This is a genomic window from Amycolatopsis sp. PSD-21 (genome assembly GCF_055561455.1).
Map to the genome: position 1 here is coordinate 3090986 of NZ_CM145712.1, position 20677 is coordinate 3111662.

23 protein-coding genes and 2 pseudogenes are annotated in these 20677 nt (G+C 68.9%); 12 read left to right on the forward strand and 13 right to left on the reverse strand.

The genetic code is table 11. The annotated features are described in order from the left end of the window. Positions 1-6: 6 nt before the first annotated feature. The 4 genes and pseudogenes from ACZ1DY_RS14970 (at position 7) to ACZ1DY_RS14985 (ending at position 2042) form a co-directional block, all read left to right on the forward strand. Entirely contained in the window at positions 7-297 is a 291-nt protein-coding gene (locus ACZ1DY_RS14970; protein WP_465485662.1) for a DUF6881 domain-containing protein, read from the forward strand. Between the two features lie 132 nt (positions 298-429). Further along, positions 430-578, forward strand: a pseudogene (locus ACZ1DY_RS14975) (IS30 family transposase); the annotation flags it as partial. Positions 579-649: 71 nt separating this feature from the next. Continuing rightward, positions 650-784 (forward strand): annotated as a pseudogene (locus ACZ1DY_RS14980) (IS30 family transposase); the annotation flags it as partial. A gap of 220 nt (positions 785-1004) precedes the next feature. Further along, positions 1005-2042: an HNH endonuclease signature motif containing protein gene (locus tag ACZ1DY_RS14985; protein ID WP_465485663.1), complete on the forward strand. Its 1038-nt coding sequence runs from the start codon at positions 1005-1007 to the stop codon at positions 2040-2042. 480 nt (positions 2043-2522) lie between these two features. On the opposite strand, the gene ACZ1DY_RS14990 is transcribed toward ACZ1DY_RS14985, so the two are convergent. Then, a complete protein-coding gene (locus ACZ1DY_RS14990) occupies positions 2523-2891 on the reverse strand; it encodes a nuclear transport factor 2 family protein (RefSeq protein WP_465484712.1) in 369 nt (122 codons plus the stop codon). 63 nt (positions 2892-2954) lie between these two features. On the opposite strand from ACZ1DY_RS14990, the gene ACZ1DY_RS14995 reads away from it, so the two are divergent. After that, positions 2955-3860 carry an RNA polymerase subunit sigma-70 gene (locus ACZ1DY_RS14995; RefSeq protein WP_465484713.1) on the forward strand — a complete coding sequence of 302 codons (906 nt, stop codon included), beginning with the start codon at positions 2955-2957 and terminating at the stop codon, positions 3858-3860. On the opposite strand, the gene ACZ1DY_RS15000 is transcribed toward ACZ1DY_RS14995, so the two are convergent. Genes ACZ1DY_RS15000 through ACZ1DY_RS15025 form a run of 6 tightly spaced genes read right to left on the reverse strand, consistent with a single transcriptional unit; the run spans position 3851 to position 9610 of the window. Further along, positions 3851-4258 carry an HIT family protein gene (locus ACZ1DY_RS15000; RefSeq protein ID WP_465484714.1) on the reverse strand — a complete coding sequence of 136 codons (408 nt, stop codon included), beginning with the start codon at positions 4256-4258 and terminating at the stop codon, positions 3851-3853. The two genes, ACZ1DY_RS14995 and ACZ1DY_RS15000, sit on opposite strands and share 10 nt — an antisense overlap. 4 nt (positions 4259-4262) lie before the next feature. Continuing rightward, positions 4263-5234, reverse strand: a complete 972-nt coding sequence (locus ACZ1DY_RS15005) for an acyl-CoA dehydrogenase family protein (RefSeq protein ID WP_465484715.1) — start codon at positions 5232-5234, stop codon at positions 4263-4265. Then, a complete protein-coding gene (locus ACZ1DY_RS15010) occupies positions 5231-6160 on the reverse strand; it encodes an acyl-CoA dehydrogenase family protein (RefSeq protein WP_465484716.1) in 930 nt (309 codons plus the stop codon). The genes ACZ1DY_RS15005 and ACZ1DY_RS15010 overlap by 4 nt, the downstream gene beginning before the upstream one ends. Further along, complete coding sequence (locus ACZ1DY_RS15015) at positions 6157-7290, reverse strand: acyl-CoA dehydrogenase family protein (RefSeq protein WP_465484717.1); 1134 nt, start codon at positions 7288-7290, stop codon at positions 6157-6159. Before ACZ1DY_RS15015 ends, ACZ1DY_RS15010 begins: the two co-directional genes overlap by 4 nt. Beyond that, positions 7290-8123, reverse strand: a complete 834-nt coding sequence (locus ACZ1DY_RS15020; protein WP_034317229.1) for an enoyl-CoA hydratase — start codon at positions 8121-8123, stop codon at positions 7290-7292. Before ACZ1DY_RS15020 ends, ACZ1DY_RS15015 begins: the two co-directional genes overlap by 1 nt. Then, a complete protein-coding gene (locus tag ACZ1DY_RS15025) occupies positions 8120-9610 on the reverse strand; it encodes a FadD3 family acyl-CoA ligase (RefSeq protein WP_465484718.1) in 1491 nt (496 codons plus the stop codon). Before ACZ1DY_RS15025 ends, ACZ1DY_RS15020 begins: the two co-directional genes overlap by 4 nt. A 231-nt stretch (positions 9611-9841) precedes the next feature. Here ACZ1DY_RS15025 and ACZ1DY_RS15030 point away from each other — a divergent pair, with 231 nt between their 5' ends. The 4 genes from ACZ1DY_RS15030 to ACZ1DY_RS15045 are packed head-to-tail and all read left to right on the forward strand — an operon-like array spanning position 9842 to position 13478. Continuing rightward, positions 9842-10960, forward strand: coding sequence for an acyl-CoA dehydrogenase family protein (locus ACZ1DY_RS15030; RefSeq protein ID WP_465484719.1), 1119 nt, complete (start codon positions 9842-9844; stop codon positions 10958-10960). After that, positions 10957-11724, forward strand: a complete 768-nt coding sequence (locus tag ACZ1DY_RS15035) for an SDR family oxidoreductase (protein ID WP_257487948.1) — start codon at positions 10957-10959, stop codon at positions 11722-11724. The genes ACZ1DY_RS15030 and ACZ1DY_RS15035 overlap by 4 nt, the downstream gene beginning before the upstream one ends. A 7-nt stretch (positions 11725-11731) precedes the next feature. Beyond that, entirely contained in the window at positions 11732-12334 is a 603-nt protein-coding gene (locus ACZ1DY_RS15040; RefSeq protein WP_034317213.1) for a TetR/AcrR family transcriptional regulator, read from the forward strand. Next, a complete protein-coding gene (locus tag ACZ1DY_RS15045) occupies positions 12327-13478 on the forward strand; it encodes an acetyl-CoA C-acetyltransferase (RefSeq protein ID WP_126731404.1) in 1152 nt (383 codons plus the stop codon). The genes ACZ1DY_RS15040 and ACZ1DY_RS15045 overlap by 8 nt, the downstream gene beginning before the upstream one ends. On the opposite strand, the gene ACZ1DY_RS15050 is transcribed toward ACZ1DY_RS15045, so the two are convergent. Then, complete coding sequence (locus ACZ1DY_RS15050; protein ID WP_465484720.1) at positions 13462-14625, reverse strand: MFS transporter; 1164 nt, start codon at positions 14623-14625, stop codon at positions 13462-13464. The genes ACZ1DY_RS15045 and ACZ1DY_RS15050 overlap by 17 nt on opposite strands. 46 nt (positions 14626-14671) lie before the next feature. Here ACZ1DY_RS15050 and ACZ1DY_RS15055 point away from each other — a divergent pair, with 46 nt between their 5' ends. After that, positions 14672-15121 (forward strand): winged helix-turn-helix transcriptional regulator, encoded by a 450-nt coding sequence (locus ACZ1DY_RS15055; RefSeq protein WP_257487946.1) that lies wholly within the window; start codon positions 14672-14674, stop codon positions 15119-15121. A gap of 505 nt (positions 15122-15626) precedes the next feature. Here the strand turns inward: ACZ1DY_RS15055 and ACZ1DY_RS15060 are convergent. Genes ACZ1DY_RS15060 through ACZ1DY_RS15080 form a run of 5 tightly spaced genes read right to left on the reverse strand, consistent with a single transcriptional unit; the run spans position 15627 to position 19106 of the window. After that, on the reverse strand, positions 15627-16949 hold the full coding sequence (locus ACZ1DY_RS15060) for an NAD(P)/FAD-dependent oxidoreductase (RefSeq protein WP_465484721.1): 1323 nt from the start codon (positions 16947-16949) through the stop codon (positions 15627-15629). Next, a complete protein-coding gene (locus ACZ1DY_RS15065; RefSeq protein ID WP_007033644.1) occupies positions 16942-17178 on the reverse strand; it encodes a ferredoxin in 237 nt (78 codons plus the stop codon). Before ACZ1DY_RS15065 ends, ACZ1DY_RS15060 begins: the two co-directional genes overlap by 8 nt. Before the next feature lie 18 nt (positions 17179-17196). Next, positions 17197-17802 (reverse strand): ferric reductase-like transmembrane domain-containing protein, encoded by a 606-nt coding sequence (locus tag ACZ1DY_RS15070; RefSeq protein WP_257487944.1) that lies wholly within the window; start codon positions 17800-17802, stop codon positions 17197-17199. Further along, positions 17795-18562: a DUF4142 domain-containing protein gene (locus ACZ1DY_RS15075; RefSeq protein ID WP_465484722.1), complete on the reverse strand. Its 768-nt coding sequence runs from the start codon at positions 18560-18562 to the stop codon at positions 17795-17797. Before ACZ1DY_RS15075 ends, ACZ1DY_RS15070 begins: the two co-directional genes overlap by 8 nt. After that, positions 18546-19106, reverse strand: coding sequence for a hypothetical protein (locus tag ACZ1DY_RS15080; RefSeq protein WP_465484723.1), 561 nt, complete (start codon positions 19104-19106; stop codon positions 18546-18548). Before ACZ1DY_RS15080 ends, ACZ1DY_RS15075 begins: the two co-directional genes overlap by 17 nt. Positions 19107-19331: 225 nt before the next feature. On the opposite strand from ACZ1DY_RS15080, the gene ACZ1DY_RS15085 reads away from it, so the two are divergent. Continuing rightward, positions 19332-19883 carry a sigma-70 family RNA polymerase sigma factor gene (locus tag ACZ1DY_RS15085; RefSeq protein WP_034317190.1) on the forward strand — a complete coding sequence of 184 codons (552 nt, stop codon included), beginning with the start codon at positions 19332-19334 and terminating at the stop codon, positions 19881-19883. Next, positions 19880-20635 (forward strand): anti-sigma factor family protein, encoded by a 756-nt coding sequence (locus tag ACZ1DY_RS15090; RefSeq protein WP_465484724.1) that lies wholly within the window; start codon positions 19880-19882, stop codon positions 20633-20635. The genes ACZ1DY_RS15085 and ACZ1DY_RS15090 overlap by 4 nt, the downstream gene beginning before the upstream one ends. Positions 20636-20677: the final 42 nt, after the last annotated feature.

A 20677-nucleotide genomic window follows, 5' to 3' on the forward strand; every position in this document is an offset into this window, starting at 1 on the left:
TGCGTGATGCGGTGGTACCGCGGGTCGTGGTCGCACGACTTCGGCGAGGAGCCAGTGGAGATCCTCAGCGAGGTCGGCTCCGATGGTTACGAGTGCCGGAAAGTGGAGCGGTTCCGGGACGGCAGGGTCGGTTGGGCCGGTTGGGCCGACGAGAAGGATGAGGTGGGCGGCACCGGTTTGGGTGAGGTTCCCGTCCCGCCCCTTGCCGAGATCAACGCGCAGCCGGAGTTCGTGGCGGTCAGGATCACCGGTGCGGAGTTTGGGCGGGCGTGGCGGCGAGCGCTCGGTGGGCGGTGATTGCCTTCGTTCGGCGGTGTGTGTCCGTCGGTTTTGCTTTTGGCCACGGGTATGCCGGTTTTTGTGATCCGCGCTGGTGCCGCCAATGGGTGGTGGCGCCGGTGTCTCTCTGGGAGCCGTTTCCGAGATGGTCCACGCTCACCGTGGCAACGCGGCAGCACGATAACACCAATGGATTGCTGCGCAAGGACCTCCTGAAAGGAACCGACGGGTATTCACGGGACGAACTCGATGCCATCGCAGGCGAACTCAACGACCGGCTGCGGCAGAAAGTGGGGTGACTTAAGCCGATCGAAGCGTTCAGCAAAGTGCAGCTTTAGAGGTGGTGCACTCACCAGTTGAACCACCTCCTCCTAAAGGAACCGACCTGTCCGGGTATTCACGGGACGAACTCGATGCCATCGCAGACGAACTCAACAACCGGCCACGGCAGACACTGGGCTGGATTAAGTCGATCGAAGCGTTCAGCAAGGTGTTGCTAGACTAGGGGTGGAGCGCTCACCAGTTGAAACCATCCCCCGATTCAGTGGCGTTCGAACTGGTGTTTGAGTATGATCTTGGTCATGACCACTTCTTTTGCTTTTAATCCGAAAGCTGCTCGTCTTCTGGATGCCGCTTTTGACGAGGAGGTTGTGTTGCGTCGGGCGCAGGGGCGGCAGGTGCGTTCGATAGCGGGTTTCGCCGGGGTGGGTGGTTCGCGAAGATCGGTGACCGAGGAGGTCGCGTTGGCCTTCTCGGTCTCCCGCAATCAGGCGTTCTTGCTGGTCGAAACCTCGTGTGCGTTGGTGTCCCGGTTGCCGAACACGCTGGCGGCGCTGGAGAACGGTGACATCGATCTGTACAAGGCGTCGAAGGTGTCCCAGTTGACGCGGGAGGTGTCCGATGAGGTCGCCGCGCAGGTGGACGCTTGGATGGTCACGCGTCTCGCCGGGCGTGACCCTGGCGCGATCCGGAAGTCGGTGGATCACGCGGTGCAGAAGTTCGACCCGGATGGCTATCGGGAACGTGCCGCGGCCAAACGCGCGTTGCGGCATGTCTCGCTGGAGCACGAGGACGAGACCATGTCCAAGCTGTCCGGTTGGCTTCCCGCCGAGGTCGCGAGTTCGATCTACGCGTCCCTGAGCCAGGCGGCGAAGAGACGCCGCCGGACCGATCAGTCCCGCACCCTTGACCAGCATCGGGCGGATATTTTCGCCGAGCGGTTGCTGGCCGAGGACGGTTATGGGACGCCGCGGGCGCATGTCCATGTCTATGTCGACTTGCTGACCCTGGTCGGCGCGCAGGAGGACCCCGCGACTCTGGCCGGGTACGGCCCGGTTCCCGGGTGGCTCGCCCGCGAGATCGCCGCCGACCCCGGCTCGACGTGGTCGCGGTTGATCACCGACCCCGCTACCGGACAGCTCCTGGAAGCCAGTCCCGGTACTTACCGGTCCCCGGCGTCACTGGCCAGGTTGATCAAAGCGCGGGATCGGGAATGCACCCACCCCGGCTGCCACCGGCCGGCGGAGTTCTCCGAGATCGACCACATCACCACCTGGGCCCGCCACGGCGGCACCGACCACCACAACTGCCACGCCGCCTGCAAAATCCACAACCTCCTCAAAGAAGAACCCGGCTGGAGCGCCCAACCCACCGGCAACGGCGGCATGACCATCACCACCCCCACCGGCCGTACCTACCACGCGACCCCCGAACCACTCCACGACCCACGACCCCAACCCGACGACGACACCCCACCCTTCTGATCGGCACAGAAATACGCCCTGGAGCCACCCGGATTCACACCGGGCGGCGGAGTCGGCGCGCCCAAAGCCTAGGCCCGGTCGGGTGGGAAGCCCGATAAGCACTCCTGGCTCACCGGAAGTACCGGGCGGCGACACCGGCGCGCCCAGGGCACGTCGTCCAGTCTGGATTCCCGGAGTGGGCCCGCCCCGCGGCCGCCCGGATGTGCGCCACGTTGTGGCGTCGGTGCGTTCACAGCCGTCCCGTTACGCCGCCTGGCGTGCGCGCCTTGGGTGGCCGCCGGACGGGGCCAACGCATACGGGAGCCTGCCAACCGCGTAGGCGACCCCCGGGCCCCGACCCCACCCGGCCGCAACCCCATGCGACAGACCCACCACAAAGCCCGCACCAGGCGACGACACCCCCAGAAACCAGGGCGCGTGAAGCCCCCTTCCCCTCACAGAACCGAGGGAAGGAGTCCTTCACGCGCCACCAAGCACCGGCTAAGACCCCGCAGCAGCCTCCCGAGCCGCATCGAAAGGAGCCCGATCGAACACGATCCGCAACTCCACGATCTTCCCCTCCCGCACCGTCAGCAGCTCGGCCCCGGGCGCGCTCGCGACCGGCAGGGTCGCCGTGTCGTACATCAGCAACGCGGTCGTCTCGTCCCCGAACGCCGAGAGCAGGGTCGAGCCGGTCAGGATCTCGGTGAACGGGCCCATGAACCCGCGAAACGCCTCAGCGCCGGAAAGCGGTCCACCGGGCGTGTGGCAGACGATGTCGTCGGTGACGTAGGTCATCGCCTTCTCGAAGTACTTGCCCGTCCACGCGTGGTGGTAGGCGAGCGCGACATCCAGGGCGGGACTGGTCATGATGGTTCCTTTCGTCGGTCTTCACCCAGTCAGACACCACTCCCGCCGCGAAAGGAACGGTCAGTGAGCACCAGGGCGACAGACGAGCAGGGGTTTCGCGAGCTCGCCGACACCTATCGGGACGAGCTGCACCTGCACTGTTACCGGATCCTCGGCTCCCTCACCGACGCCGAGGACGCCGTACAGGAGACGCTCCTGGCCGCCTGGCGCGGCCTCGACGGCTTCGAGGGGCGCTCATCGCTTCGCACCTGGCTGTACCGCATCGCCACCAACCGCTGCCTCAACGCACTGAGGGACGCCGGCCGCCGTCGCCCGCCAGAGCCGGTGCCGCCGTTCGACCCGCCGGAGCCGAGCCGACGCGGTGAAGTGACCTGGTTGCAGCCGTATCCGGACGAGCTCGCCGACAGCGAGCCCGGCCCCGAAGCGCGCTACACCACCAGGGAGGCCGTCGAGCTCGCCTTCATCACCGGACTCCAGCTCCTCCCGCCGAGACAAGCCGCCGCGCTCGTCCTGCGGGACGTCCTGTGCTTCCCCGCCGGGGAGGTCGCGAGCATGCTCGGCACCACCGAGACGGCGGTCAAAGGCATCCTCCAGCGTGCCCGCGCCTCCCTCGACAAGCATCGAGCCCGCACGGCACACCGCCCCTCACCGCGGGAACGCGAGCTGACCAGGCGCTTCGCCGACGCGTTCACCGCGGGCGACCTCGACGGCGTCCTCAGCCTGCTCACCGACGACGCCTGGCTCGCCATGCCGCCGGCGCCGCACGAGTACCACGGTCGCGAGGCGATCGCGGGCTTCCTCCGCGTCACCATGGCCGTTCCCGTGGACGGTTTCACCATGACCCCGACGCGTGCCAATGGCCAGCCCGCCTTCGTCTGCCGTCACGGTGAGACACCGGCCGGGCTGATGGTCCTCACCCTCGACGGTGACCGCATCCGCGCCATCACCCGGTTCCTGGATCAGAAGTGACCCGCCAGACGGCCGCACAGCGCGCGGATGTCCGCGGCCGGTGCGCCCGTCCACGAGGGACCGTCCATCCACCCGAGCTCCGAGGGCGTTCCCCGGTACCGCACGAAAACGTGCTGATGGAAATGTGCGACGCCGCGCCCGGCGATGGCGGAGAACACGTGCTCCGGAGCCAGTTCCGCGCGCAGGCCCCTGGCCGCGCGCCAGGCCGCCTGCGAAACCGCCGTGACCTCGTCCGGGGTCAGCTCGTCCAGCGCCGCCACATGCCGCCGGGTCTCGACGAACAGATAGCCGGGGAAGTCACCGGGCCGGTGCGACACGACGACCGTGTCGTCGGCCCAGACGACGGGCCCCACCAGCGGGCCTTCGCCACGGTGCTTGGCACAGATCGCGCACTCCACCGGCTCACGATAACGGCGGCCGCACCCGCCCGAGGTGGTCTCCAGGTGAGCCGAACAGGTGCGCCGCGCCATGCGCCCGCTTGAAATAGCGGTGCGCCGGATGCTCCCAGGTGATCGCGATCCCGCCGTGCAGCTGGATCATCTCGCCCGCCACCGTCGCCAGCGCCTCCGAGCAGTGCACCTTCGCCACCGCGGCCAGCCTGCTCGACTCCGGAGCCGCATAGGCTGCCGAGCGCGCGGTCTCCACCAGGACGTGGAGATCGGCCATCCGATGCTTCAACGCCTGGAATCCTCCGATCGGCCTGCCGAACTGGTGCCGCTGCTTGCTGTACTCCACCGTCAGTTCGAACGCCCGCGCCGCGGCTCCGGCCTGTTCGGCGGCCAGGACGGCACAGGCGACGTCTCGCAGCACGCCGAGGTCGACGGGGCCGATCAGCCGGGCGGGGGCACCGTCGAAACGAACCCGCGCGAGCCGCCGGGTTTCGTCCATCGCCGGAGTCCGCTCCCGCCGCGCATCGGTGACTTCGTACAGCGAATCGCCGGCCACGACCAGAAGGATCTCGGCCTCGTCGCCATGGAGGACGTAGTGCGCTTCACCCTCCACCACGGAATCGTCGACGCGGCAGGCAGGAGCATCCCAGCGACCTTCGGCGTCGGTCCAGGCCACCGCGCCGACGACCCCTTCGGCGAGGCGGGGGAGCAGCCGTTCGCAAGCCTCGTCGTTGCCCGTGGCCAGGACGGCGTGCACGGCGAGCACGGCCGAGCCGAGGAACGGGACGTCGGCGAGGACCCTGCCCAGTTCTTCGGCGACCACCTGCAGTTCCGTGGTCCCGGCGCTGAGCCCGCCGAACCGCTCGGGAACGGCCAGCGCCGCCACGCCGATCTGCTCGCACAGCTCGGGCCAGGGATCCGCTTCCCGGTCCAGCAGTTTCCGCACGCTGTCGCGCAGCGCGTCCTGCTCGGCGGTGAACGTCATGACAGCACCCGCTCCCGGTGGAACCGCGGCGTGCCCCACGCGCCGACCAGCGCGCGGACCCTGGTCAGCCGCAGGCCGAGCGCGTGTTCCGCGGTGTAGCCGATCGCGCCGTGCACCTGGAGCCCGGTCCGCGCGGCGAGGTGCGCGGCATCGCCGCATGCCACCTTGGCCGCGGAGACGTCGCGCCGGTCCAGGGTGACGGCCGCGCCGAACAGCAGCGGTTCGGCCAGCGTGAGCGCGGTCGCGACGTCGGCGAGCAGGTGTTTGATCGCCTGGTACCCGCCGATCTCTCGCCCGTACTGCTTGCGTTGCGCGGCGTAGGCGACGGACGTGTCGAGCAGCCATCGTCCCGCGCCGAGGAGTTGCGCCGCGGTGGCGAGACAGCCCAGTTCGAACGCGCGCTCCGCATCGAGCGCCGAGCCGAGGTCGTCCCCGGTCACCGGCGGGTACAGGCGGCGCGAACCGTCCACAGAGGACAAAAGTGCGCTGGGGGTGAACGTGCGCAGCCTGCCGTTCTCGACGGCGAGCCGCGCGTCCGCGACGTCGGAATCCAGGGCGTACGGCACGTGCGGCGCGAAAGCCACTGACGCCAGCGTCTCGCCGGACGCGACCGAAGTCAGCAGTTCGTCGTCGAGCAGGGACGGCAGGACGGCCACGGTGTCGGTCCACGGCCCGGGAACGCAGTGATAACCGAGCCGTTCGAAGCCGACGGCCAGATCCACCGGTGTGGCGCCGAGACCGTCGTACTTCTCGGGGACCGCCAGCGCGGTCACGCCGAGTTCAGCCAGCCGCCGCCAGATCTTGAGGCCGGGGCCGTGATCGCCCGCCGCCCAGGAGCGGTTCGCCGAATCGGTGTCCACACCGGACAGTAGATCGTGCAGGCTGCGGGAGAACTGCTCCTGCTCGCCGGAGAATGCGAACCTCATCGGGCCCCCTTCGGCAGGCCGAGCAGCCGTTCGGCGACGATGGACCGCTGGATCTGGTCGGTCCCGCCGTAGATCGGCCCGGCCAGGGAGAACAGCCAGCCGTCGCTCCAGGTGCCCCGCAGTTCGGCGTCCGGGCCGAGGATGTCGAGCGCCGTTTCGTGCAGCGCGACGTCGAGGTGCGACCAGAACAGCTTGTTGACACTCGATTCCGGGCCGAGCTCGGCGCCTTCGGAAAGTCGGGTGACCGTGCCCAGGGTGTACAGCTGATAGGCCCGCGCTCCGATCCACGCGTCGGCGACCCGGTCCGCGGTGTGCGCCGGACGCCCGGCGTCGTGCCAGAGCGAGACCAGCCGATCGGCCGCGGCGAGGAACCGGCCGGGGCTGCGCAGGGACAGGCCGCGTTCGTTGTTCGCCGTCGTCATCGCGACCCGCCAGCCCTCGCCCGGCGCGCCGATGACGTCCTGGTCGGGGACGAAGACATCGTCGAAGAAGAGCTCGGCGAACCCCGGTTCGCCGTCCAGCTGGGGGATCGGCCGGACGGTGACGCCCTCGGCCCGCAGATCCACCATCAGATAGGTGAGTCCCTTGTGCCGCACCGAGTCCGGTTCACTGCGGAACAGGCCGAAAGCCTTGTCCGCGAACGTCGCCCGCGAGCTCCAGGTCTTCTGTCCGCTGACGCGCCAGCCGCCGTCGCAGCGGGTCGCGGTGCTGCGCAGAGCGGCGATGTCGCTGCCCGCCTCGGGTTCCGACCACGCCTGCGCCCAGACCTCCTCGGAGCGCGCCATCTTCGGCAGGATGCGGGCTTGCTGTTCTTCCGTGCCATGGGAGAACAGCGTGGGTGCGAGCATGAAGATGCCGTTCTGGTTGACCCGCAACGGCGCTCCCGCCGCGTAGTACTCCTCCTCGAACAGCACCCACTCCAGCAGGCTCGCGTCCCGCCCGCCGAACTCGCGCGGCCACGAGACGACGGACCACCGGGCGTCGGCCAACCGGGATTCCCACTCGCGGTGCTGTACGAATCCTTCGGCGGTGTCGAACGACTTCAGCGGCTCGGCGGGGACGTTCGCGGCGAGCCAGGCACGGGCTTCGTCACGGAAGGCGAGCGTCCGCTCGTCCAGGTCCAGGTTCATCACGAACTCGCGTCCCGCATCGAGCGCGCGTCCTGCCCGCCCAGCGAGTCGCCGCCGGAAACCTCGGCGTTGTGCGCGTGCGCGAAGTGGTGCAACCCGAACACGGAGTCCATTCCGGACCGGAGCCCCATCAGGTCCTCGGCCTGGTTGACCGCCTTCTTGGCGAGCGCGAGCCCCATCCGCGGCATCACCGCGATCTTCTCCGCCAGTGCCATCGTCTCGGTTTCGAGGTCGGCGCGCGGGACGACGCGGTTCAGCATGCCCCATTCCTTGGCCTGCTGCGCCGTGAAGCGCTCACCGGTGAACAGCACCTCCTTGGCCGCGCGCGGCCCGAGGACCCAGGGGTGCGCGAAGTACTCGACACCGGGGATGCCCATGCGCACCACGGGATCGGCGAAGAACGCGTCGTCGGAGGCGACGATCATGTCGCAGACCCACGCCAGCATCAGGGCGCCCGCGATGCACGCGCCCTGCACGCTCGCGATGGTCGGCTTCGGGATCTCGCGCCACCGGCGGCACATGCCGAGATAGACCTCGGACTCGCGGGCGAACCGCTGATCGCCGCCCTCGGCGCCGACATGGTCCCACCATAGGACCGCCTTGCGCTCGAACGAGACGTCCACGTCGCGCTCCGGCGTCCCGATGTCGTGCCCGGCGGAGAAGTGCTTTCCGGCGCCGGCCAGCACGATCACCTTGACCTCGGGATCGTCGACGGCGCGGGTGAACGCCGCGTCGAGCGCGTAGGTCATCGCCGAGTTCTGCGCGTTCCGGTACTCCGGCCGGTTCATCGTGACGACGGCCACCGGCCCGCGTCGCTCGTACTCGACGGTCATCCGTTCTCCTCCCGCAACACGCGTTTCAGCACCTTCCCCGACAGATTCCGCGGCAGCTCCGCCACGAACTCGATGTACCGGGGGAGCTTGTAGTTGGCCAGATTGCTTTTGCAGTGCGCCAAGACGTCCTCAGTGGACAGTTCGGCGCCGGGGCGAAGCCGGATGTAGGCCTTGCCCGCCTCGCCGTACACCGCGTCGGGAACACCGACCACCGCGGATTCCGCCACGCCGTCCAGCCAGCCGAGCGCCTGCTCGATCTCGGCCGGGTACACGTTGAACCCCTTGCAGACGTACATGTCCTTGATCCGGTCGACGATCCGCAGGTAGCCGCGCTCGTTGAGCACCCCGACGTCGCCGGTGTGCAACCACCCTTCGGCGTCGATGGCTTCCGCGGTGGCGTCCGGATCGTCGAGATAGCCGAGCATCACGTTCGGCCCGCGCAGCAGGACCTCGCCGAGTTCACCGAGTTTCACCTCGAAGCCCGCCGTCGCACGGCCGGAGAAATGTGCCACCAGTTTCGCGTCGTCTTCGGGGCGGGACATCGTGGCCACCACGGCTTCGGTGAGCCCGTACGCGGTGAGTACGGTGTCGAAACCCAGCTCCGTCCGCATTTGCTCGACCAAGGCGACCGGCACGGTCGCCGCCCCGGTGACGGCGAGCCGGAGGCTGGACAGATCGTGGTTCCCGCGTTCGGGTGCGTCCAGCAGGACCTGGTAGATCGTGGGCGCGCCGGGGAGCACGGTGACCCGCTCGCTTTCGATGAGGCGCAAGGTTTCCCGGACGTCGAAGGTGCGTTGCGGCAGGATCGTCGCGCCACGCAGGACGGCCGCGAGGATCCCCGCCTTGTAACCGAAGCTGTGGAAGAACGGGTTGATGACGAGGTAGCGGTCTTCCTCGGTCAGCCCGCCGCAGTCGGCCCAGGCTTCGGCGACGCTCAGCGCCTGCCGGTGGCTGCTCATCGCGCCCTTGCTGCGGCCGGTGGTCCCGGACGTGAACAGGATGTCGCTGACGTCGTCCGGTTTCGCGGGACTGACGAAGTCGCTGTCGAGACCGGCGAGCGCGTCCCATTCCGTCACGCCCTCGGCCGGTCCCTCCGCGCCTTCGACCGGGATGCGCAGGACGGTGCCGGGGCGGGAGGAGCCGAGGTCCGCCAGCCGGTCCGTGCCGAGGAACGTGCCGGTGATCGCCAGCGCGGAAACGTTCGCGCGCTCGAGAACGTCGATGGTCTCGCGGGCGGTGAAGCGGGTGTTGACCGGGATCAGCGTCGCTCCGGCGTACAACGCGCCGAGCCCGGCGACGACCCAGTGCCAGGTGTTGGGGGAGCAGATCGCGACCCGCGCGTGGCCCTCGAAGAACCGCGCGGCCTGGCGCACCCGGCGGGCGAGTTCGGCGTAGGTGAGCCGGACTTCGCCGTCGACCAGCGCCTCCCGCGTGGCGAAGCGCTCCGCGGCCCTGTCGAGCGCCGCCGGGATGGTTCCTTCAGTCATCGAAGTCTCCCTAGCTGTCCGCCAGTCCGCGCGCGTCCGCGATCGTGTCGCCAGGGCGAAGCAGGCGGAAATCTCACTTCTTCGACGAGGGCGCCCGATCGCGGGGCCTGCCGGCCAGGGGCGCGCGCTCTGGTGTCACTGGATGCAGCGGAGCCGGAATCCTTTCTCCCTAGCAAGTGCTTGGTAGGGTAGCCTACGCAGCAGGCTCTGGTTTGGCTAGAGGAGGCAGGCGTGGCCCAAGACGGTTTCCGTGACCGCGTGCGCACCTGGCTGGCGGAGAACCTGCCGCCGGAACTGCGCGGTTTGGGCGGTCCCGGCCGGGAGCACGAAGCCTTCGACGAACGCGTGGAGTGGGAGCGGCGGCTCGCCGCGGCGGGCTGGACCTGCGTCGGCTGGCCGGTCGAGCACGGCGGACAGGGCGCGACACTCGAACAGCAGGTCGTGTTCCACGAGGAGTACGCGCGAGCGGGCGCGCCGGCGAGGGTCAGTCACCTGGCGCAGGAACTCCTCGGCCCGACCCTGATCGCGTTCGGCACGCCGGAACAGCAGAAGCGGTTTCTGCCGCCGATCGTGGCCGTCGAGGAACTGTGGTGCCAGGGTTATTCCGAACCCGGTGCCGGATCCGACCTCGCCGCGGTGTCGACCACGGCGACCCTCGAAGGCGACGAGTGGGTGCTGAACGGCCAGAAGGTGTGGACGTCGCTCGCGCACGTGGCCGACTGGTGTTTCGTGCTGGCCCGCAGCGAACCCGGCTCGAAACGCCACAAAGGACTGTCCTATTTGCTCGTCCCGATGAACCAGCCCGGCGTCGAGGTCCGCCCGATCCGGCAGCTCACCGGGACCTCCGAGTTCAACGAAGTCTTCTTCGACGGCGCCCGAACCGCGAAAGACCTCGTCGTCGGCGAACCCGGCGACGGCTGGCGGGTGGCGATGGGCACGCTCGCGTTCGAGCGCGGCGTCGCGACGCTGGGGCAACAGGTCGGGTTCCGCCGGGAACTCGAAGAACTCACCAGGATCGCGCCGGACGACCCGGTGATCGCCGAACGGATCGACCGCGCCTGGGTCGGCCTGGAGGTCATGCGGGCGCAGGCGATCCGCACGCTCGGGGACTCGTCGCCCGGCGTGGCGGAAGTGTCCAAACTGGTCTGGGCGAACTGGCACCGTGACCTCGGGGAGCTCGCGATGCTCGTCCGCGGCGCGCGGGGCATGCTCGCGGAAGACGGGCTCGACGCCTGGCAACGGCTGTTCCTCTTCACCCGGGCTGACACGATCTACGGCGGCTCCAACGAGATCCAGCGCAACGTCATCGCCGAGCGGGTGCTCGGCCTGCCAAGGGAGGTACGCCCGTGATCCCGGTGCCGAAGTACCCCGAGGGGGCGAACCTCCTGCGGGACAAGGTGGTCGTGGTGACGGCGGCGGCCGGCACCGGGATCGGTTCCGCGGTGGCGAAACGCGCCCTGGAGGAAGGCGCCCGCGTCGTGATCAGTGACTGGCACGAGCGGCGCCTCGGCGAGAAGGCGGCCGAACTCGGCGACGTCCACGCGATCCCCTGCGACGTCACCCAGGAAGACCAGGTGCGGGCGCTCATCGACGGGGCCGCGGCGCACTACGGCCGGATCGACGTGCTGATCAACAACGCCGGGCTCGGTGGCACGAAGTCCATTGTGGACATGACGGACGACGAGTGGGCGCGAGTCATCGACGTGACCCTCAATGGCACGTTCCGGGCGACGCGGGCCGCGGTGAACCGGTTCATCGCCCAAGGCGACGGCGGGGTGATCGTCAACAACGCGTCGGTGATCGGCTGGCGCGCGCAGGCCGGGCAGGCCCACTACGCGGCCGCGAAGGCGGGGGTCATGGCGCTCACCCGGTGTTCGGCCGTCGACGTCGCCGAACACGGCATCCGGGTCAACGCCGTCGCGCCGAGCCTGGCGATGCATCCCTTCCTGGCCAAGGTGACCAGCGAGGAACTGCTCACCGAACTCACCGCGCGCGAGGTCTCGGGGAGGGCGGCGGAACCGTGGGAGGTGGCGAATGTGATGGTGTTCCTCGCCAGTGAGTACTCGTCGTATCTCACCGGTGAGGTCGTGTCCGTGAGTTCCCAGCATGCGTGAGGTAGTAATGAAAGCCAGCCCCGGGTCCCGTCGCGCCGAACTGCTCGCCCTGGCGGCGAAGCTGTTCGCCGAGCGCGGGTACGTCTCCACCACCGTGCGGGACATCGCGGACGCGGCGGGCATCCTTTCGGGGAGTCTCTATCACCATTTCGACTCGAAGGAGTCGATGGCCGACGAGATCCTCACCGGATTCCTCGACGAACTCTTCGGCGCCTACGCCGAGATCGTCGCGGAAGGGAAGGGCCCGCGGGAAACGCTCGAAGCGGTCGTGGTGGCGTCGTTCGAATCCATTCACCGGCGGCCCGCCGAGGTGGCGATCTACCAGTCCGAGGCGAAACACCTCATGCAGTTGCCGCGGTTCGACTACCTCAACGATCGCAACACCGAATTCCGCAAACTGTGGAACGGGATCCTCACCGACGGCATCGCGGCGGGCGTGTTCCGCGAGGATCTCGACGTCGAACTCACCTACCGGTTCATCCGCGACACCGTCTGGGTGGCGGTGCGCTGGTACAACCCCGGCGGCACGCTGAGCGCGGACGACGTCGCGCAGCAGTACCTCGGGATCCTGCTGGACGGCATCGCGACCAAGAGGAGGCGGCGTGGCTGAAGCTTATGTCCTGGACGCGGTCCGGACCCCGGTCGGCAAACGCGGGGGAGCGCTCAGCGGTGTCCACTCCGCCGACCTCGGTGCGCACGTCATCCAGGCCGTGGTCGAGCGGACCGGCGTCGAGGCCGACCTGGTCGACGACGTCATCCTCGGCTGCTGCGACACGCTCGGCCCGCAGTCCGGGAACATCGCGCGCACGGCGTGGCTCGCGGCGGGTTTCGGGCACCACGTGCCGGGCGTGACGATCGACCGGCAATGCGGGTCGAGCCAGCAGGCCGTGCACTTCGCCGCGCAGGCGGTGCTGTCCGGGACGATGGACCTCGTCCTCGCCGGCGGCGTGCAGAACATGAGCGCCATCCCGATCAGCGCGGCCATGCTGGCCGGACGAGAGTACGGCTTCGAGGACCCGTTTTCCGGCTCGAAGGGCTGGCAGGAGCGGTACGGCAGCGTCGAGGTGTCACAGTTCCGCAGTGCCGACATGATCGCCGAACACTGGGATCTGACCCGTGAGGCGATGGAGGAGTTCGCCTTCCGCAGCCATCAGCGCGCGATCGCGGCCATCGACGAAGGCCGGTTCGCCGCCGAGATCGCGCCGTTCGCCGGTGCCGCCCTGGACGAGGGGCCCAGGCGCGACACCACGTTGGAACGGATGGCCGGGCTGAAACCGCTGAGCGAGGGTTCGCGGATCACCGCCGCCGTGGCCAGCCAGATCTCGGACGGCGCCAGCGCGACGCTCATCGCGTCGGAGAAGTTCGTCGAGGACCACGGTCTCACCCCGCGTGCCCGGATCCACCACCTTTCCGTGCGGGCGGCGGATCCGGTGTGGATGCTGACCGGGCCCATCCCGGCGACCGCGCACGCGCTGCGGAAGACCGGGCTGAGCATCGACGACATCGACTTGTTCGAGGTCAACGAGGCGTTCGCGAGTGTCGTCCTGGCGTGGATCGAGGAGACCGGCGCCGATCCGGACCGCGTCAACGTCAACGGCGGCGGGATCGCGCTCGGCCACCCCATCGGGGCGACCGGTACGAAGCTGTTCGCGACCCTGCTGCACGAACTCGAGCGGCGAGGCGGGCGCTACGGGTTGCAGACGATGTGCGAGGGCGGCGGAACGGCGAACGTCACGATCATCGAGCGTCTCTGACCGTCCACACCGCGAGCGCCGCCGCGCTGAACGCCGCACCGAGCAGGCAGACGCCGATCCAGCCCGCGACGGCGTAAACGGCGGTCGAGCCGATGGCGCCCAGGCCGCTGCCGACGGAGTAGAAGATCATGTACCCGCCGATCAGCCTGCTGCCGGCGTCCGGCCGCAGCGGGTAGATCAGGGTCTGGCTCGTGACGTGCACGGCCTGGACGGCGAGGTCGAGCAGGATCGCGCCCGCCGCCAGCGCCCACAGTGACGAGCGGGTGAAACCCAGCGGTATCCAGGAAAGCAGGAGCAGGCCGAGGGCGAGACCGGTCGTCCGCCGCGCGCGGCCGCGATCGGCGAGCCGTCCGGCCGGTGCCGCCGCCAGCGCACCTGCGGCCCCGGCCAGCCCGAAAGCGCCGATGGCGGTGTGCGACAGGCCGTCCTCGGTGAGTGGCAGGGCGACCGAGCTCCACAAGGTGCCGAACGCGGCGAAGATCAGCAGCGCGAGCATGCCGCGCGTCCGGAAGACGGGCTCCTCGACGAAAAGCGACCACGTGGAACGCAGCAGCCGCCCGTAGTCCATGGACTTTCCCGGGGGCGTGGCGGGAAGTACGCGGTACAGGACGATCGCGATCAGGACGGTCACGCCCGCGGACACGACGTACACCGCGCGCCAGCCCGCGAGATCGGCCAGCGTGCCGGACACCGTGCGCGCGAGCAGGATCCCGAGGACGACTCCGGTCGTCACGAGACCGACCACGCGGCCGCGTTCGCCGGGTTCCGCGAGCGACGCGGCGAACGCGACCAGGAGTTGCGTGACGACGGCGAGCACACCGATCGCCGCCATCCCGGCGAACAGCACCAAGCCGTTCGCGGCCGTCGCGGCGACGAGTTCGGCGATCGCCAGCAGGGCCAGCTGGCCGGTGACGAGCCGCCGCCGGTCGAGCAGATCACCGAGCGGGACCAGCAGGAACAGGCCGAGGCCGTAGCCGAGCTGGGTGAGCGTGACGATGCCGCCGACGGTCGACGTGGCGATGCCGAGGTCGGCGCCCATCGTGACGAGCAACGGCTGCGCGAAGTAGATCGTGGCGACGGCCGTCCCGGCGGCCACGGCGAACAACAGGACGACACCGCGGTGCACGAACCCTCCAGATGGTTTCAAGTTGCTACCAACGGACGGTAGAGGAGTTCGGTAGTAAGATGCAACCATGGTCAAGCGGACGACGTTCGACGAAGCTTCGTGCCCGGTGGCGCGCTCGGTCGACACGATCGGCGACTGGTGGTCACTCCTGATCGTGCGCGACGCCTTCGACGGCGTCCGCCGCTTCGGGGAGTTCCAGCGCAGCCTCGGTGTCGCGAAGAACATCCTGTCCGCGCGGCTGCGGGCGCTCGTCGGACACGGGGTGCTCGACATGGTCCCGGCCTCGGACGGGAGCACCTACAGCGAGTACGTCCTGACGCCGAAGGGGCGCGACCTGTTCCCGGTGATCGTCGCGCTGCGGCAATGGGGCGAGGCGCATTTCTTCGCCGAGGGCGAGCCGCGTTCGGAACTGGTGGACCGCGACGGCGGGCTTCCGTTGCGGGAGCTGGAGATCCGCGCTTCGGACGGGCGTGTCGTCGGACCGGAGGACACCGTGGTCGTGAAGGCGCCGTCCTAGCCACTCACGAGTTCATGAGCGCCGCGGGAAAGCGGTGTTGCGAAAGCCACATTCGCAACGTTGAAGGTTGCGAAAGTGGCTTTCGCGTCGTCAGCGGCCTGCCCAGGTGGTTCGGGGTATGTCGCGAAAGCCACTTTCGAGACGTGTGATGTCCCGAAAGTGGCTTTCGCGACACGAACGCCGCCGGTCCACGAGCGGACTGCCCCTCCAGCAGACGGTTTTGCCCTACCTCTCAAGAGAACATCCTTGCCACTCACGAGGCCATGGATCGAGGGCCTTCGGCAGTCATGGATCGGGGCCCTTCCAGGTGAGTCAGGCCTGGAAGGGCCCCGACCGGAAGCGGGGAGCCCGGAGGGCGGTACCCGGCGGAGCCCGAATCACCGTCGGTCCCGGTACCTCCCGGCGTCCCCAGGGGGTGGCGGTGGGCGCGGAGGCCCAGCGACCCACCGCCACCTGAGGGGACCGCGGCCGCCGCGCGCGGCCCCGGTCCGTTCGCGATCCCGGGTCACCCGGCGGGAACGCGAGCCCAGGGCATCCTTTCCGGCGCGGGAACGGCCTCGGTCGGCGTCTCGGACAGGAAGTCCCGCTCGAACGGGGCCAGGATGTCCTCCCCGATCGGCGTCTCCGCCGGCGAAGGAGCGGCGGGGGCGGGGAACACCGGCTCGGGCACCGGCAGCCGCCGGTCGAGTTCGGCGGTCCAGTGGATCATCGCCTTCGGCCGGTCCCAGCCCGCCGCGCCGATCAGCCTGCCGTCGCGGACGAAACCGGTGACCCCGTCGGAGAGTTCGATCGTGTCCCTGCCCAGCGACGGCATCCCCACGGTCTGCAACCGCGCGTCGTACAGCGACGACCAGGCGCGGGGGAGCGGCGTGTACGGCCGCGCGTTGCCGCGGCCCAGCATCAGGCTCTCCGCCGCCGCGCGCCCGGATTCGACGCCGTTCATCCAGTGCTCGACCCGCCGCGGGGTCTCGTCGATCCGCAGGTTCGGCCACTTCGCGACGTCGCCGGCGACCACGACGTCTTCCGCCCCGACGGCGAACAGGGTCGCTTCGCACAGCACGCCGTCGTCGATGGTCAGCTCCGACCCGCGCAGCCAGTCCACGGCCGGCACGCTGCCGATCGAGAGCACCACGCAGCTGGCCACCAGGAACTGGTTGTTGGTCAGATGCAGTCCCACCGTCTCCTTGGTGCTGATCCAGTTCCGCACCTCGGTGTTCATCGCCAGCTTGGCGCGATGGTGCTGATGTTCCTTGGTGAGCGCCGAAGCGATCCGCTCCCCGAAGCGGTGCAAGGGCGCCTTCGCGTGCCCGATGAGCGTGACGTCGCGGCCCATGTACCGCATCGACGCGGCGAACTCGTTCCCGATCAGGCCGCTGCCGATCACCACGACGGATTTGTTGCTGTTCCCCAAAGCCCGCCGGACGGCCAGTGAATCCTCGACGGTGCGCAGCACCCGGACCCGGGGGTCGTGGCGCGGCGATCCGGGAAGATGGCGGGGATAGACGCCGGTCGCGATGATCAACCCGTCGTACCAAAGGGATTCCCCACCCGGCAGGTGGACGGTGCGCTCCTTGCTGTCGAGCCAGGTCGCACGGGTGCCGAGCCGCCAGTGGACGTCCAGGTCGACGTACGGCTCCAGGCTCGCGGCCACCGGTTTCACCCCGCCGGTGATGAGCTCCTTCGACACCATCGGCCGGTGGTACGGCTTCCGCGGCTCGTCGCCGACCAGCACGATCTCGCCGTCGAAACCCAGTTCCCGCAACCGTTCCGCCGAGCGGAGGCCGGCGACGCCCGCGCCGACGATGACGATCCGATCTCCGTCACTCATCGTCGTACGCTCCTTCTCCCTTGACTCTGATGGCTTGTTTCGGGCAGAGCCGGGCGGCGGAGATGGCCTGGTCCAGGCCGTCCCGGTCGACCATCCGGCGGATGCGGAGCTTGCCGTCCGGGCCGATCTTGAACGTCGACGGCGCTTCCATCTCGCAGAAGCCGAAGATCTCGCACCGCTCGTTGTCGACGCTGACGCGGGTGCCGCGCCGGATGCTTCCGAAGATCATTTCTCGTTCTCCAAGTCGTCAGACCAGTTCCTCGACCAGGCCCAGCCGTTCCAGGTAGCGGGTCGGCGTGAACCGCAGCGCGGTCAGCACCACCGCGGGGACCAGCAGCGTGATCCCGCCGAACCACAGCAGGCCGAGATGCCCGTTGGCCATGGCGCCGAAGAACGCGTGCAGCGCGGTGATCGCGACCGCCGGATAGGCGAGCCGATGGATCCACAGAAAGCGCCGGTAGGAACTGAACCGGCTGATCCCGCCGGTCAGCGCGACGGCGAGCATGACTTCGAGCCCGATGACACCGAGTTCGTGCCGCGCCAGGGTGCCCGGCAGGAGCGGGATCGTGACCTGCGCGAGGGTGAAACCGTCGGGCAGGAACAGGAACGACATCGCGTGCACGACGCCGAACGACAACGTCAGGATGCCGAGCACCATATGCGAGTTGCGCAGGGCCTTCCGCCCGGTCAGCGACTTGATCCAGCCGGTCGCGGTGAGCACGCCCCAGCACAGGGTGAGGCACATGAAGCCGTACGAGATCCGGGCGGAGGTCTGCGCCATGCCCTTGATACCGGTGTCGGTGTCCGATTTCTGGGTCAGCACGATCACCACCTCGGACCACTGGTCATACATTGATCTCTCCTGGGGCACTGGGAACCTGGGCCGGTTCGGCGGCGGCCGCGCGGTCGCGGGTCCGGGTGTTCTTGCCGCGCACTGTCCGGAGGGCGTAGAACAGCCCGCCGCCGAGCACCACCGTGAGCAGCAGGCCGAGGGCGAAGTCGCCGAAGCCGACGTCCATCGCGGCGTTGGCCGAGTTCGACTGCGGCACCGGGGCCTCGGGCATCAGCGACTGGTCGACGACACCGGTGCTCTCCAGCAGGGTCATATGCCGCAGCACCGCCTGGTTGGCCGTCGTGGCGTAGTCGCGGACGACGTCGTTGCGGGTACCGGCCCTGACCTGCGCGATGACGGGGAACAGGATCCCGTGCGCGTACCGGAGCCGGTTCGCGAAGATCCGGTCGAACTCGCTGTCGTCGCGGGCGGCCTTCATCTCGCCGAGCCACGCGGACTGCTGATCCGAGGGCTCGGACGGCAGCGCGACGCCGAACCGGTCGGCGATGGCGTGCGTCGCGGTGTCGAGCCTGCCGTGGTCGATCATCAGCGTCCGGCCGACTTCACGGGTCCGCTTGCTCTTCCCGCGTTCCTGCGCCCACATCCCGGCGGGCATTTCCCACAGCCCGGCCAGTTTGACGTTGACGATCAGGTTCTTGTCCGCGGCGGAGAGTTCTTGGGCGTGCGCTTCGCCGACCGGGCCGAACAGGCTCACCGTGGCCGCCGTCAGCAGGACGAGCAGCGGGCGGACGGGTCTGGGGAGATCAGATGCCGAGGTCATCGGCCTGCCAGGTGTCCGCGGTGAGCAGCACTTTCGTGCCGTCCGGCTTGGCGGGGAACCATGCGTCGTCGATGCCTTGCCCGCCGGTGTTGCCGGGCATCGCGTCGTTCACGTTGCGGTACAGCGGCCAGCCCGCGAGCGTGATCTGCTCGGTGCCGTCGTCCCTGGTCACGGCGCCGACCAGGGCGCGGTCGATCCCGGTGACCACGAGGTCGCCGCCGGACTTGGCGGGAATCCAGGTCCGCGCGCAGGTTTCCGTGCAATTCGACTTCGGCGGATTCACCGTGTCCTTGTCGTAGCGGTACAGCGTGAAACCGTTGGTGTCGGTGACGATCGGCCCGAGGTCGAACAGGATCGCCGCCGTGACACCGGGGGCGGGTTCGGCAGCGGGATCGGGCATCCCGGGGATCTGCGCCGCTCCGGCGGCGGGAGCCGCGCCCGGAGAACCGTTCGGTCCCGCGGTACCGGTGGTGCAGGCGGCGGTCAGCGCGACCGCGGTCAACGTGAGGGAAAGAGGTATGACCGAGCGTGACACGGGGTTCACGGAAATCCTCCTGTCGGGGCCAGAGGAGAACGCCATCACCGCGGGGAGATGGTGTGCAGGCAGGTTCAGGTCCACTATGGACAGTCATGATCCACAGTGGATTCGGCGGTGCGGGGGACAGCGCCGGGTCGGGGTCTTCGGTAGGGGATACGGTCACGGGCGGGAAACGGTTCAAAAAACTTTCGCTCTGGACTTATCGCCCCCGAGCCCACAAAGATGTGCCGCGTGGGACGCCACTCTCGGATACTGCAGCCAATCGTCGATCATGAACCCGCGTCGAACGGGCATGACGACCTCATCAGGGCGTTGTACCAGGAGTTCGGGTCCAGCCTGATGGCGTTCGTGCTGAAGCTGACCGGCCACGATCGCCAGTGGGCCGAGGACGTGGTCCAGGAGACGCTCATCAAGGCGTGGCGCAACGCCGGCAAACTCGACCGGCAGCCGGAAATGCTGCGCGCCTGGCTGTTCACCGTGGCCAGGCGCATCGTCATCGACGGCTGGCGGAGCCGGAGCGCCCGCCCTCAAGAGGTGGAGGAACTGGAGTCGGATTCGATCGGAGTGCCGGACGAATCGGAGAAGACGCTCGCGGCCATGATCGTTTACGAGGCCCTGCGCAATCTTTCCCCGGAACAACGCGAGGCCGTTCAGCAGACCTATCTTCGTGACCGCACCGTGAACGAGGTCGCGGCGACGCTCGGAGTCCCGCCGGGTACGGTGAAATCGCGGATCCACCACGCTGTGCGCGCGTTGCGCAGGGCGCTGCAGGAGCGGGGGTGAGCGAAGTGTCCGGAACCGTCCACACGGACATCGCCGCCTACGTGCTCGGCGTCCTCGGCGAGGAGGACCACGCCAGGTTCGAAGCGCATCTGCTGGAGTGCCCCGAGTGTCAGGTCGAGCTGGTGGAGATGTACCACCTGCCCGACATACTCGACATGGTCAAGAAGAGCTGGCCGGATCCGCCCGTCAAGGGCCCGGGTCCGCGGGTGCTGCGGATGCTGCTCGCGGACGCGGCGAAGGCGGGCCGTCGCCGCAAGGTCGTCCGGCTCGCCACGGCCGCCGCCGTACTCGTGCTCGTCGTCGGCGGGCCGCTCGCCGTCCTTTCGCTCACCGACCGTGAACCGGTCGTGACGCAGGCCGCGCCCACCGTCGTCACGTCGGTGGTGCCGCTTCCGTCGTCGTCGCGGGAACGCGAGACGGGTCCGGACGGCGGCGCCGCCCCGTTCGGCTGGTCCGAGGCGGGCAACGCGGTCGCCGCCGAGGTCACGGTGCAGGAGAAGGAATGGGGCAGCGCCGTCGAGCTCGAACTGCGCGGTCTCGTCGGCCCGATGACCTGCCAGCTTTTCGCCTACTCCCACGGCGGAGAGGCCTACGTCGTCAACAACTGGAGCGTGCCGGCCAAGGGCTACGGCGTGCCCGGTTCCCCCGCGCCCCTCGTCATCACCGGTTCGACGGCGCTGCGGAAGGCCGACATCGAACGCTTCGAGGTCCACAAGCGGGACGGCACCGTGCTGGCCATCGTGCGCCGGTAGTCATATAACGGAAAGATAACGGCCGGATCGCGTTTTGAACCG

Bases quoted from the DNA above. Each gene is read 5' to 3' on its own strand.
- ACZ1DY_RS15020 (WP_034317229.1), bottom strand. From the start codon at position 8,123: ATGACCGTCGAGTACGAGCGACGCGGGCCGGTGGCCGTCGTCACGATG.
- ACZ1DY_RS14990 (WP_465484712.1), bottom strand. From the start codon at position 2,891: ATGACCAGTCCCGCCCTGGATGTCGCGCTCGCCTACCACCACGCGTGG.
- ACZ1DY_RS15015 (WP_465484717.1), bottom strand. From the start codon at position 7,290: ATGAACCTGGACCTGGACGAGCGGACGCTCGCCTTCCGTGACGAAGCC.
- ACZ1DY_RS15040 (WP_034317213.1), top strand. From the start codon at position 11,732: ATGAAAGCCAGCCCCGGGTCCCGTCGCGCCGAACTGCTCGCCCTGGCG.
- ACZ1DY_RS15065 (WP_007033644.1), bottom strand. From the start codon at position 17,178: ATGATCTTCGGAAGCATCCGGCGCGGCACCCGCGTCAGCGTCGACAAC.
- ACZ1DY_RS15005 (WP_465484715.1), bottom strand. From the start codon at position 5,234: ATGACGTTCACCGCCGAGCAGGACGCGCTGCGCGACAGCGTGCGGAAA.
- ACZ1DY_RS15010 (WP_465484716.1), bottom strand. From the start codon at position 6,160: ATGAGGTTCGCATTCTCCGGCGAGCAGGAGCAGTTCTCCCGCAGCCTG.
- ACZ1DY_RS15055 (WP_257487946.1), top strand. From the start codon at position 14,672: ATGGTCAAGCGGACGACGTTCGACGAAGCTTCGTGCCCGGTGGCGCGC.
- ACZ1DY_RS15025 (WP_465484718.1), bottom strand. From the start codon at position 9,610: ATGACTGAAGGAACCATCCCGGCGGCGCTCGACAGGGCCGCGGAGCGC.
- ACZ1DY_RS15070 (WP_257487944.1), bottom strand. From the start codon at position 17,802: ATGTATGACCAGTGGTCCGAGGTGGTGATCGTGCTGACCCAGAAATCG.
- ACZ1DY_RS15075 (WP_465484722.1), bottom strand. From the start codon at position 18,562: ATGACCTCGGCATCTGATCTCCCCAGACCCGTCCGCCCGCTGCTCGTC.
- ACZ1DY_RS15060 (WP_465484721.1), bottom strand. From the start codon at position 16,949: ATGAGTGACGGAGATCGGATCGTCATCGTCGGCGCGGGCGTCGCCGGC.
- ACZ1DY_RS14970 (WP_465485662.1), top strand. From the start codon at position 7: ATGCGGTGGTACCGCGGGTCGTGGTCGCACGACTTCGGCGAGGAGCCA.